Consider the following 14,268-nt stretch of genomic DNA (forward strand, 5'->3'; position numbering starts at 1 on the left):
TACTAATTCTAATATTCCTTTAGCCAGAACTTCATATAATATTAAAATGTCGTATACCAATTAAATTCTTAGAAATACGCCTAATTCACATCACTACCTAGTATTTTAGTATTCTACATATTTTTGAATACTTTTACATAAACTTTATCTTCTATAATAACAGTTAATAACAAAAATTTTATGGACGATTTTTTCTTATTAATTTTAAGTGAGGTATTATGATTTGTGTTGTATTTTTATGGGGCTATTCATTTATATTTAATCATTTTAATGTTTCCAAATCTTAATAGATAGTGTAAAAAACGTGTGATATCTTAATAACAAAACAAAGTCTATTTAAGCTAAAACAATAATGATATACTAATATCAATAATTAAGATGGAAGAAGTGATACATGTGTTTGATTGGTTTCAATTAGCAAGTAATAAAGAAAAGAGAATGGTGCAATTACGACGATATTTGCATCAATACCCAGAACTTTCTTTTGAGGAAAAACGTACGCATGATTTTATTGTAAATCAATTGAGCCAATTAGCATGCACCATAGAAACACCAGTTGGACGTAATGGTATAAAAGCAACTTTTAAAGGATCTGATTCAAATGGACCAACGATTGCATTACGAGCAGATTTCGATGCACTACCTGTTCAAGAATTAAATGATGTACCCTATCGTTCAAAAAATAAAGGGTGCATGCATGCTTGTGGACATGACGGACATACAGCTATTTTGCTTGGAGTAGCTGAAATTGTTCATGAGCATCGTCATTTATTGAAAGGTAATGTTGTTTTTATATTCCAATATGGTGAGGAAATTATGCCAGGTGGTTCTCAAGAGATGATTGATGATGGCTGTCTACAGAATGTCGATAAAATATATGGCACACACTTATGGAGTGGTTATCCATCTGGGACAATCTATTCTAGACCTGGAGCAATAATGGCTTCACCAGATGAATTTAGTGTGACTATATATGGAAAAGGTGGTCACGGTGCAAAACCACACGAAACAATAGACCCTATTGTCATTATGGCTGAGTTTATTTTAAGTGCCCAAAAAATAATTTCTCGAACAATTGATCCAGTAAAGGAAGCTATTCTTACTTTCGGAATGATTCAAGCAGGATCAACAGATAGTGTTATTCCAGATACAGCTTTTTGTAAAGGTACTGTACGTACTTTTGACACAAAATTACAAAGTCATGTTCAAAATAAAATGGATAAGCTCTTACAAGGTTTATCTTTATCAAACGATATTACATATGAATTGGAATATATTAAAGGTTATTTACCAGTACACAATCATCAACAATCATATGATGTAGTCAAACAAGCAGCTAATGATTTACATTTAAGATTTAATGAGTCAGACTTAATGATGATTGGTGAGGACTTTTCACATTACCTTAAAGTACGACCTGGTGCATTCTTCTTAACTGGTTGTGGTAATAAAGACAAAGGCATTACTGCACCTCATCATAATCCTCATTTTGACATTGATGAATCTTCATTAAAATATGCAGCTAGTGAATTTTTAAAAATATTAGAAATTGAAAATGTTTTTTAACAAGAGGATAACTAAGTGTATTAAATCATTTAAATAAAATAGCATAATGAACATTGAATGAGTTATATTCAGAGATATAACAAAAAAAGACTCCCAAATGGGAGTCTTTTTTGATGAATAATATATTATTCAAAGATTTCAGTTACAACGCCTGATCCAACAGTACGTCCACCTTCACGAATTGAGAAACGAGTTCCGTCTTCGATAGCGATTGGAGCGATTAATTCAACTGTCATTTCAACGTTGTCGCCAGGCATAACCATTTCTGTACCTTCTGGTAAGTTTACAACACCAGTTACGTCAGTAGTACGGAAATAGAATTGTGGGCGATAGTTAGTGAAGAATGGAGTGTGACGTCCACCTTCATCTTTAGATAATACGTATACTTCAGCTTTGAATTTTGTGTGTGGTGTAATAGAACCAGGAGCAGCTAATACTTGACCACGTTGTACGTCTTCACGTGCAACACCACGTAATAAAGCACCGATGTTGTCACCAGCTTCAGCGTAGTCTAATAATTTACGGAACATTTCTACACCAGTAACAGTTGTTTTAGAAGTTTCGTGCATACCGATGATTTCAACTTCTTCACCAACTTTGATTTGACCACGTTCAACACGGCCTGTAGCAACAGTACCACGACCAGTGATTGAGAATACGTCCTCAACTGGCATCATGAATGGTTTGTCAGAATCACGTTCTGGAGTTGGAATGTAATCATCAACTGCTTGCATTAAGTCTAAGATTTTTTGTTCGTATTCAGCATCGCCTTCTAATGCTTTTAATGCAGAACCAGCGATTACAGGTACATCGTCACCTGGGAAGTCATATTCGCTTAATAAGTCACGAACTTCCATTTCAACTAATTCTAATAATTCTTCGTCGTCTACCATGTCAACTTTGTTTAAGAATACAACTAATGCTGGTACACCAACGTTACGTGATAATAAGATGTGTTCACGAGTTTGTGGCATTGGACCGTCAGCAGCAGATACAACTAAGATACCGCCGTCCATTTGAGCTGCACCAGTGATCATGTTTTTAACATAGTCAGCGTGTCCTGGGCAGTCAACGTGAGCATAGTGACGTTTGTCAGTTTGGTATTCGATATGTGCAGTATTGATTGTAATACCACGTTCTTTTTCTTCTGGAGCGTTGTCAATCATATCGTATGATTGTGCAACAGTGTCACCATTTTTAGCTAATACAGTTGCGATAGCAGCTGTTAAAGTTGTTTTACCATGGTCAACGTGACCGATAGTACCAATATTGGCATGTTCTTTTGAGCGATCAAATTTTTCTTTTGCCATTATTAAATCTCTCCTATTCTTAATAAAAGTTATTTCAAATTTATCTCTCATGATAGTTTCTCACCATCATGAGAAGAAAATTGATTGAGTGTAGCATAAAAGAATTTATAATTCTTTTATAATGCATTTACCCCTAAAAATCAAATCATAAAAATGTCAGCTTATAAATAAGCTCAACCTGTATTTTAACCTAGCATAGCTAGTCTTAACAAGTTATATTATTCACCTTTATTTTTCTTGATGATTTCTTCAGCAATTGATTTAGGAACTTCTGCATAGTGGTCAAAGTACATTGTGTAAGTACCGCGACCTTGCGTGTTAGAACGTAATGAAGTTGCATAACCAAACATTTCTGAAAGTGGTACATATGCGTTAACAACTTGAGCATTACCACGTGGTTCCATACCGTCTACACGTCCACGACGAGCAGTCACGTCACCCATGATATCACCCATATATTCTTCAGGCATTTCGATAGTAACTTTCATCATTGGTTCTAAGATAACTGGATCACATTTTTTAGCAGCTTCTTTAAGCGCTAATGATGCAGCAATTTTGAAGGCCATTTCAGATGAATCGACATCATGATAAGAACCATCAAATAATTTAGCTTTAACATCAATTAATGGATAACCAGCTAAGACACCATTTTCCATAGCATCTTTAAGACCTTGTTCAACTGATGGAATGTATTCACGAGGAACTACACCACCAACAATAGCGTTTTCGAATTCGAAACCGCCACCTGTTTCGTTAGGAGTGAATTCAATATGAACATCACCATATTGACCACGACCACCAGATTGACGTGAGAATTTACCTTGAACTTGTGCAGGTTGTTTAAATGTTTCACGATAAGAAACCATTGGAGCACCTACGTTACATTCAACGTTGAATTCTTTCTTCATACGGTCAACTAAAATATCTAAGTGTAATTCACCCATACCACCGATGATAACTTGTCCAGTTTCTTCATCTGTGTGTGCATGGAATGTTGGGTCTTCTTCTTGTAATTTAACTAAAGCTTGAGTCATTTTATCTTGGTCAGCTTTAGATTTTGGTTCAACTGATAAGTGGATAACTGGTTCTGGGAATTCCATTGATTCCAAGATAATGTCATTTTTCTCTCCACATAAAGTATCACCAGTACCTGTTTCTTTAAGGCCTACTGCAGCTGCAATTTCACCTGAGTAAACAGTGTCAATTTCTTGACGTGAGTTCGCGTGCATTTGTAATAAACGTCCAACACGTTCACGTTTATCTTTAGAAGAGTTCTTCACATATGAACCTGAAGATAATGTTCCTGAGTATACACGGAAGAATGTTAATTTACCAACATAAGGGTCAGTCATAACTTTAAATGCCAAAGCAGCAAATTCTGCTGAATCATCTGGTTTAGCAACAACTTCTTCATCAGGGTTGTTCGCACGATGACCAATAATTGGTTTAACATCTAATGGTGAAGGTAAATAATCAATTACTGCATTAAGCATTAATTGAACACCTTTGTTTTTGAACGCTGTACCACAAAGTACTGGGTAGAATTCTACGTCAGTAGTAGCTTGGCGGATAGCATCTTTTAATTCATCAACTGAAATCTCTTCATCCCCAAGATATTTCTCCATTAAATCGTCGTTGTTTTCAGCAACAGCTTCAATTAATTGAGCGCGAGCTTCTTCAGCTCTTTCTTTATGGTCTTCTGGAATTTCGATTTCATCGATTTCTGTACCTAGGTCGTTTGTATATTTAAAGCATTTCATTTCTACTAAGTCAATGATTGCTTCAAATTCATCTTCTGCACCAATAGGTAATTGAATAGGTGCTGCATTTGCTTGTAAACGATCATGTAAAGTGCTTACTGAATATTCAAAGTTCGCACCTAATTTGTCCATTTTGTTTACAAAAACAATACGAGGTACACCATAAGTTGTTGCTTGACGCCAAACTGTTTCAGTTTGAGGTTCTACACCTGATTGTGCATCAAGTACAGTAACGGCACCATCAAGTACACGTAATGAACGTTCAACTTCAACTGTGAAGTCTACGTGTCCAGGAGTATCAATGATGTTTACACGGTGACCTTGCCATTGTGCAGTTGTAGCAGCAGATGTGATAGTAATACCACGGTCTTGCTCTTGTTCCATCCAGTCCATTTGTGAAGCACCTTCATGTGTTTCACCAATTTTATGGATACGACCTGTGTAGTAAAGAATACGTTCAGTCGTAGTTGTCTTACCAGCATCAATGTGAGCCATGATACCGATATTACGAGTATTTTTCAAAGAAAAGTCTCTTGCCATGTATTTTTTCTCCTTCCAGTATTTACTGAATAAGTACTATAGATATGGCGATGCCCTAAGCATGAGCCATTTATTGGTAAACCATATAACGGAACACACTCAGGGTAATTGCTTTAATCTTACCAACGGTAGTGAGCAAATGCTTTGTTCGCTTCAGCCATTTTGTGAGTGTCTTCACGTTTTTTGACTGCACCACCTGTATTATTTGCAGCATCTAAGATTTCGTTAGCTAAACGGTCTTCCATAGTTTTTTCACCACGAAGACGCGCATAGTTAACTAACCAACGTAATCCAAGAGTAGTACGACGTTCTGGGCGCACCTCAACTGGTACTTGGTAGTTAGAACCACCTACACGACGAGCTTTAACTTCTAATACTGGCATGATATTATTAATTGCTTCTTCGAACACTTCTAATGCATCACGACCACTACGTTGTTCAACAAGATCAAATGCAGAATAAAGAATTCTTTGAGCTGTTCCACGTTTACCGTCTAACATAATTTTGTTAATTAATTTAGTAACTAACTTAGAGTTATGAATTGGATCTGGTAATACATCTCTTTTAGGTACTGATCCTTTACGAGGCATAATCTAAATCCTCCCTTCCTATTATAGTATATTATTTAAAAATATATTTAAAATTTACGTAATCTTAAACTTAATTTTTTGGTTTTTTAGTTCCGTATAATGAACGTCCTTGTCTACGTCCATCAACACCTGAAGTATCAAGTGCACCACGTACGATATGGTAACGCACACCAGGTAAGTCTTTCACTCGTCCACCACGAACAAGTACAACACTGTGTTCTTGTAAGTTGTGTCCGATACCAGGAATGTATGCGTTAACTTCAATGTTATTTGATAAACGCACACGTGCATATTTACGTAACGCAGAGTTAGGTTTTTTAGGGGTCATTGTACCTACACGAGTACATACACCACGTTTTTGAGGTGAGTTTAAGTTAGTAAATTGTTTCTTTTTACTATTGAAACCTCTGTTTAAAGCTGGTGAATCTGATTGTTTCGTTTTGCTTTTTCTTGGTTTACGTACTAATTGGTTAATAGTTGGCATTGAATATGTCCTCCTCTCTTCATTTTTTAATCCCACACATCCAGGTGGTTCATTTTAAGGTTAAATAAAATTTAGTAAGTAAAACACTTACTAATTCTCACTTATTAATGCAACTATTGTCGCATTAACATTAATACCTACATATTTTCCTAACGCACGTTGGCTAGAAAAAAATGATACTGGTATATTTTTATGATTGATATAGCTTAACACGCGAGTTAGCAAATGAACTTCAACGTCTTGAGCAATAATCAATGATGTAACTTGACCTTTCTTTAACGCTTTAAGCGTTTCTTTAAGACCAACTACATATTGTTGTTTGTTAAAGCGTGCAACTTTTTCATTAGACATCTAAATATCCTCCAAAGTTCTGCTTGCATCAACCTTTAATATATTAACATTATTTGTTACTAGTAGTCAACAACTTATATTTGCATTTATAAATAAAATACAAAGCACTTCAAAATTTCATAGTAATTATTACAATATCTATAATTTGTAGCAAAAAAGAAAAGAGTGGGACATAAATTAAACTAAACGCATCGTCCCACTCTTGAATGATAACTCTGGCACAAATATTTTCGTCTGAAAATTTCTGTACTAGAATTTTATGGCTCATAATTTTCGCCTAATAATTGATTTGTGACAATGTCATAAATCGAAATCTAATTAGACTCGTTATTCTATCGTTTCAACTTCTTCACTTGTTTCTGTTACTGGTGCAGTAGCTTTATCGTATTGAATATCACTGTAACGTCTCATACCAGTACCAGCAGGAATTAACTTACCAATAATAACATTCTCTTTAAGACCAAGTAAATCATCACGTTTACCTTTAATAGCTGCATCAGTAAGCACACGTGTTGTTTCTTGGAATGAAGCTGCTGATAAGAAGCTTTCAGTTTCCAGAGAAGCTTTAGTAATACCAAGTAATACTGGTTTAGCTGTAGCTGGACGTTTACGATGTTTGAATGCATCTCTGTTAGCGTCAGTAAAGTTATGAATATCAACTAATGAACCTGGTAATAATTTAGTGTCACCAGCCTCAATGATGCGAACTTTACGTAACATTTGTCTTACCATAACTTCAACGTGTTTGTCGTCAATTTCAACACCTTGCATACGGTAAACTTTTTGTACTTCTTTTAATAGGTAACTTTCAGTTGCATTTAGGCCTGCTACAGATAAATAGTTTTTAGGTTCAATTGATCCTTCTGTTAGAACTTCACCACGTTCAACAGATTGACCTATTTCAACTTTAAGTCTTGAAGTACCTGATGCTAGATAAGATCTAGTTTCATTAGCACCTTTAACAATTATTTCTTGTTGGCGATCTTTTGCTAATTTAATATCATCAACTACACCTTCGATTTCAGTAATCACAGCTTGACCTTTTGGATTACGTGCCTCAAAGATTTCTTGGATACGAGGAAGACCTTGAGTGATGTCACTTCCTGCTACCCCACCAGTGTGGAATGTACGCATTGTAAGTTGGGTACCTGGTTCACCGATAGATTGAGCGGCAATTGTACCAACTGCTTCACCCACTTCAACTTTTTCACCAGTAGCAAGGTTTTTACCATAACATTTTTCACATACACCATGACGTGTGTTACATGTAAATGCTGAGCGTATATACATTTGCTCAATACCTGCATCAGTGATTTGTTTTGCAATATCTGGTGTTATTAATTCGTCTGGACGAATAATTACTTCGTCTGTTTCAGGATGGCGAATTGTTTCTTTAGAATAACGACCTTCGATACGTTCGATAAATGGTTCAATCATTTCAGTTCCTTCTTTTATATCAGAAACTAATAAACCACGGTCTGTACCACAATCTTCTTCACGAACGATAACATCTTGTGCTACATCAACAAGACGACGAGTAAGGTAACCAGAGTCAGCTGTTTTAAGTGCTGTATCGGCAAGACCTTTACGCGCACCGTGTGTAGAAATAAAGTATTCTAATACCGTTAAACCTTCACGGAATGAAGATGTGATTGGTAATTCTATAATCTTACCAGATGGTGCTGCCATTAAACCACGCATACCAGCTAATTGAGTGAAGTTTGATGCATTACCACGGGCACCAGAATCACTCATCATGAATATTGGGTTAGTTTTCTCAAGAGACTGCATTAATTCGCCTTGAATTTGGTCTTTTGCGTCAGTCCAAATTTCTACAACCGCATTGTAACGCTCGTCTTCAGTGATTAAACCACGATTATATTGTTTAGTCACACGTTCAACTAATTTTTCATGTTCATCTAAAATGTCTTGTTTATCTGGAAGTACAACAATGTCAGAAACACCAACAGTAATACCAGCTTTAGATGAGAATTTGAATCCTAAATCTTTCATTCTATCAAGCATCATTGAAGTATCAGTAATGCTAAATCTATTGAATACTTCTGCGATGATATTTCCTAAGAACTTTTTGTTGAAAGGTTCAATAAGTTCTGTATTATCAAAGTATTCTTTTAGTCCACCTTCACCTAATTGCGTAGGATCAACAAAGTATTTATCAGGTGTCGTTCTTTCTAGGTTAGCTTGACTTGGTTCATTGATGTATGCAAATGAATCAGGAATAATTTCATTGAAAATAATTTTACCTACTGATGTAGCTAAAATTTTGCTATTTTGCTCATCAGTAAACGTTGGATTATTGAATGAATTAGCATGAACACCAATACGAGTGTGTAGATGTACATAACCATTTGCATAAGCTTTTAAAACCTCATTAGTATCGTTAAAGATTGCACCAGTATTCACGGCATCTTTTCGCTCTAATGTTAGGTAATAGTTACCTAAAACCATATCTTGTGATGGTGTTACAACCGGCTTACCATCTTTAGGGTTTAGGATGTTTTGTGCTGCAAGCATAAGCATACGTGCTTCAGCTTGAGCTTCTTTTGATAACGGAACGTGAACAGCCATTTGGTCACCATCAAAGTCTGCATTATAAGCAGTTGTAACAAGAGGGTGAAGGCGAATTGCACGACCTTCTACTAGAGTAGGTTCAAATGCCTGAATACCTAATCTGTGTAATGTTGGAGCACGGTTTAATAGCACTGGATGCTCAGTTATAACATCTTCAAGCACATCCCAAACTTCATCGTCCATACGTTCAATTTTACTTTTAGCATTTTTAATGTTTGTAGCAATTTCACGTTGAACTAACTCTTTCATAACGAATGGTTTAAATAATTCAAGCGCCATTTCTTTTGGTAAACCACATTGATACATTTTCAAGCTTGGTCCAACTGCGATAACTGAACGTCCTGAATAGTCAACACGTTTACCTAATAAGTTTTGACGGAAACGTCCTTGCTTACCTTTAAGCATATGTGAAAGAGATTTCAATGGACGGTTACCTGGTCCTGTTACAGGTCGACCACGACGACCATTGTCAATTAAAGCATCGACTGCTTCTTGTAACATACGTTTTTCATTTTGAACGATGATACCTGGTGCTCCAAGGTCTAATAAACGTTTCAAACGGTTGTTACGGTTGATAACACGACGATACAAGTCATTTAAATCACTTGTAGCGAAACGTCCACCGTCTAATTGAACCATCGGACGAATTTCAGGTGGTATAATAGGTAATACATCTAAAATCATCCAAGAAGGATTATTCCCAGAATTTCTAAATGACTCAACTACCTCTAAACGTTTAATCGCACGTGTTAATCTTTGACCTGTTGCAGATTCAAGCTCATCACGTAACTCTTTTAATTCTTCATCTAAATCAATTTCTTCTAATAGGTCTTTAATACCTTCTGCACCCATTTTGGCAACAAATTGATTTGGGTACTTGTCATAATATTCTCTGAATTCAGCTTCAGATAATAATGTTTTCTTTTCAAGTCCAGTTGGTCCTGGATCAACTACAACATATGAAGCGAAGTATATTACTTCTTCTAATGCTCTAGGAGACATATCTAATAATAGCCCCATACGACTTGGAATTCCTTTGAAATACCAAATGTGAGATACGGGTGCTGCTAATTCAATATGACCCATTCTTTCACGACGCACTTTTGATTTTGTTACTTCAACGCCACATCTATCACATACCATACCTTTGTAGCGTACACGTTTGTACTTACCACAACTACATTCCCAATCTTTAGTAGGTCCGAAAATTCTTTCACAGAATAGACCATCTTTTTCAGGCTTAAGTGTACGGTAATTTATTGTTTCAGGTTTCTTAACTTCACCATAAGACCAAGAGCGAATTTTTTCAGGTGAAGCTAATCCTATTTTCATATAATGGAAATTATTTACATCAATCAAGGAGCCTACCTCCTTCAATTTAGATTAGCTGTGCTATTTGATTGATTACATTCATTGAAATTAAATACCTTAAAGAGGTTGAAATGACTAGCATTCCATACCTCTAAGGTTTCAGTTATCTTAAGTGCTTATTAATCAGTAGTTTCTTTTTGTGATTCTGGAGCACTCTTTTGTTGTAAATCTACTTTGCGTTCTGCTGCATCTTCGTCATCAACATCAGCCATTTCGATTTCATTATCATGCTCATCCATCACTTTAACATCTAGACCTAAACTTTGTAGTTCTTTCATCAATACTCGGAATGATTCTGGAACACTAGGTCTAGAAATGTTCTCACCTTTAACTATAGACTCGTAAGTTTTAACACGACCTACAGTATCATCAGATTTATAAGTTAAGATTTCTTGTAAAGTATAAGCAGCACCATAAGCTTCAAGTGCCCATACCTCCATCTCACCGAAACGTTGACCACCGAATTGTGCTTTACCACCTAATGGTTGTTGTGTAACAAGTGAGTATGGTCCAGTAGAACGTGCATGTAACTTATCATCTACCATGTGTGCAAGTTTAAGCATGTACATGACACCAACTGAAATACGATTATCGAATGGTTCACCAGTTCGTCCATCGTATAGAACAGTTTTACCGTCACGCGCCATTCCAGCTTCTTCGATAGTTGACCAAACGTCATCATCGTTGGCACCATCAAACACTGGGGAAGCAACGTGAATTCCTAAGTTTTTAGCTGCCATACCTAAATGTAATTCTAATACTTGTCCAATGTTCATACGTGATGGTACACCTAATGGGTTTAACATAATATCGATTGGTCGACCATCTGGTAAATAAGGCATATCTTCTTCTGGAACAATCTTAGAAATAACACCTTTGTTACCGTGACGACCACACATTTTGTCCCCAACATGTATTTTACGTTTTTGGACAATATATACACGTACTAATTGGTTAACTCCAGGAGATAGAGTGTCGTCTCCTTCTTCACGATTAAAGACTTTAACATCTAAAACGATACCGCCAGCACCATGAGGTACACGTAATGATGTATCACGAACTTCACGTGCTTTTTCACCAAAGATAGCGTGTAATAATCTCTCTTCAGCTGTTAATTCAGTTACACCTTTAGGCGTTACTTTACCTACTAAGATGTCACCATCTTTAACTTCTGCACCAACATAAACGATACCACGATCATCTAAGTTCTTAAGTGCACTTTCAGATACGTTTGGAATATCACGTGTGATTTCCTCAGGTCCTAATTTCGTATCACGAGCTTCTGACTCATACTCTTCAATATGAATAGATGTATATACATCATCTTTAACTAGTCGTTCACTCATAATTACAGCATCCTCATAGTTGTAACCGTCCCATGTCATGAAACCGACAACTACATTTCGTCCTAATGCCATTTCTCCTAATTCCATTGAAGGACCGTCCGCTAAAATCTCATTGTATTCAACAACATCACCAATTGATACAATCGGACGTTGGTTATAACAAGTACCAGAGTTTGAACGCTTGAACTTCGCTAAAGGATAACGATCTAATTCACCTTCATGTTCAGTTCCATTTTCTTCGACTAAACGACGAACTAAAATTTCATTAGATTCAACATGCTCAACGCGTCCTCTATGCTTAGCAGTAATTGCAGCACCAGAGTCTCTTGCGGCTACGTGTTCCATACCTGTACCCACAAATGGAGCTTCCGGATTCATTAAAGGCACCGCTTGACGTTGCATGTTTGCTCCCATTAACGCACGGTTAGAGTCGTCATTTTCTAAGAATGGAATACATGCTGTTGCTGCTGAAACAACTTGTTTTGGTGATACGTCCATGTAATCCATTTTTTCTTTAGCCATAACAGTGTTATTACCACGGAAACGACAAACAACTTCATCATCTAAGAAACGACCATTTTCATCAAGTCTAGAATTAGCCTGTGCAACAACGTAACTATCCTCTTCATCAGCTGTCAAATAATCTATTTGATCAGTGATTGAGTTTGTATCTAAATCCACTTTACGATATGGCGTTTCAATAAAACCAAATTCATTCACTCTAGCATAACTTGACAATGAGTTTATTAAACCAATATTAGGACCCTCAGGTGTTTCAATTGGACACATACGCCCATAGTGAGAATAGTGAACGTCACGCACTTCCATTTGAGCACGTTCACGTGTTAATCCACCAGGCCCTAGAGCAGATAAACGACGTTTGTGCGTTAACTCTGCTAACGGGTTAGCTTGGTCCATGAATTGAGATAATTGTGAACTACCAAAGAATTCTTTGATTGATGCAATAACTGGTCTGATATTAATGAGTTGTTGTGGCGTAATAGAATCTGTATCTTGTATTGACATTCTTTCACGAACAACACGTTCCATTCTGGATAAACCGATACGGAATTGATTTTGTAATAGCTCACCGACAGAACGTAAACGACGATTACCTAGATGATCAATATCATCTGTATAACCAATGCCATTCAATAAGTTGAAGAAATAACTCATTGAGGCAACAATATCTGCTGGAGTAATACATTTAACTTCAGAATCAGGTAATGCATTACCAATGACAGTAGTCGTACGACCTTCTTCATCGTTAGGCACATACACTTTAATAGATTGGATTTCTACAGGTTCGTCAATTACGCTACCTTCAAGTTCAAATACTTCGCTATTAGCGTTTGTTTCTAATACGTCCATGATTTCGTCAAGTTTACGACGATCTAACACTGTTCCTTCGTCAACAACAATTTCACCAGTTTCACTGTTAACAATTGGTTCTGCTAATTTTTGATTGAACAAACGATGTTTTAGGTGTAATTTTTTGTTCGCTTTATAACGACCTACACTGGCTAAATCATAGCGTTTAGGGTCGAAGAAACGAGAATATAATAAACTTTTAGCATTTTCTACTGTTGGTGGTTCGCCAGGACGTAAACGTTCATAAATCTCTAATAAAGCCTGTTCTGTATTTTCTGTCCCATCTTTTTCTAATGTATTACGTAAATATTCGCTGTCTCCTAATAAGTCAACAATTTCTTGATCAGTTGAGAAACCTAGCGCACGTAGTAATACAGTCAATGGTAATTTACGTGTTCTATCGATACGAACATATACAACATCTTTAGCATCTGTCTCATACTCTAACCAAGCACCACGGTTAGGAATGATTGTTGCATCATAGTTTTCACGTCCATTTTTATCGATTTTCTCGTTAAAATACACGGATGGTGAACGAACTAATTGAGATACGATAACACGTTCAGCACCATTAATTACGAACGTACCTGTATCTGTCATCAGTGGAAAATCACCCATGAAGACTTCTTGTTCTTTAACTTCACCAGTTTCTTTAATAATAAGACGCACTTTCACACGAAGAGGTGCAGCATAAGTAGCGTCACGGTTTTTTGATTCTTCTAAATCATATTTAGGTTCACCTAATCTGTAATCTACAAATTCTAAAGATAGGTTGCCAGTGAAATCTTCAATTGGAGAAATATCTCTGAACATTTCTAATAAACCTTCTTTAAGGAACCAATCATAAGATTTTGTTTGAATTTCTATTAAGTTTGGTAATTCTAATACTTCTGAAATTCTCGCGTAATTTCTACGTTTACGATGTCTTCCATATTGGACAACTTGACCTGCCAAACAGATTCACCCCTCAAAAATTGTGTGTTCACC

General features: G+C 36.3%; 8 protein-coding genes. 1 reads left to right on the forward strand and 7 read right to left on the reverse strand.

Features of this window, described 5'->3' with window-relative positions; translation table 11 throughout:
- The first annotated feature begins 396 nt into the window (after positions 1–396).
- Positions 397–1,566: a M20 family metallopeptidase gene (locus HMPREF2576_RS00850; RefSeq protein WP_070856574.1), complete on the forward strand. Its 1,170-nt coding sequence runs from the start codon at positions 397–399 to the stop codon at positions 1,564–1,566.
- Between the two features lie 125 nt (positions 1,567–1,691).
- On the opposite strand, the gene tuf is transcribed toward HMPREF2576_RS00850, so the two are convergent.
- From tuf to rpoB, 7 genes are all read right to left on the reverse strand, one after another.
- A complete protein-coding gene (tuf, locus tag HMPREF2576_RS00855; RefSeq protein WP_001832289.1) occupies positions 1,692–2,876 on the reverse strand; it encodes an elongation factor Tu in 1,185 nt (394 codons plus the stop codon).
- A gap of 218 nt (positions 2,877–3,094) precedes the next feature.
- A complete protein-coding gene (fusA, locus tag HMPREF2576_RS00860) occupies positions 3,095–5,176 on the reverse strand; it encodes an elongation factor G (protein WP_001832287.1) in 2,082 nt (693 codons plus the stop codon).
- A gap of 119 nt (positions 5,177–5,295) precedes the next feature.
- Entirely contained in the window at positions 5,296–5,766 is a 471-nt protein-coding gene (gene rpsG / locus HMPREF2576_RS00865) for a 30S ribosomal protein S7 (RefSeq protein WP_001137495.1), read from the reverse strand.
- A gap of 70 nt (positions 5,767–5,836) precedes the next feature.
- On the reverse strand, positions 5,837–6,250 hold the full coding sequence (rpsL, locus tag HMPREF2576_RS00870; protein ID WP_001833079.1) for a 30S ribosomal protein S12: 414 nt from the start codon (positions 6,248–6,250) through the stop codon (positions 5,837–5,839).
- Positions 6,251–6,340: 90 nt separating this feature from the next.
- A complete protein-coding gene (locus HMPREF2576_RS00875) occupies positions 6,341–6,601 on the reverse strand; it encodes a ribosomal L7Ae/L30e/S12e/Gadd45 family protein (protein WP_001832275.1) in 261 nt (86 codons plus the stop codon).
- A 327-nt stretch (positions 6,602–6,928) separates the two neighbouring features.
- Entirely contained in the window at positions 6,929–10,525 is a 3,597-nt protein-coding gene (gene rpoC / locus HMPREF2576_RS00880) for a DNA-directed RNA polymerase subunit beta' (RefSeq protein ID WP_002445736.1), read from the reverse strand.
- Between the two features lie 158 nt (positions 10,526–10,683).
- A complete protein-coding gene (rpoB, locus tag HMPREF2576_RS00885; RefSeq protein ID WP_001833083.1) occupies positions 10,684–14,235 on the reverse strand; it encodes a DNA-directed RNA polymerase subunit beta in 3,552 nt (1,183 codons plus the stop codon).
- Positions 14,236–14,268: the final 33 nt, after the last annotated feature.

Origin of the sequence: Staphylococcus sp. HMSC063F05 (assembly GCF_001837075.1) — a bacterium.
Lineage (GTDB): Bacteria > Bacillota > Bacilli > Staphylococcales > Staphylococcaceae > Staphylococcus > Staphylococcus epidermidis.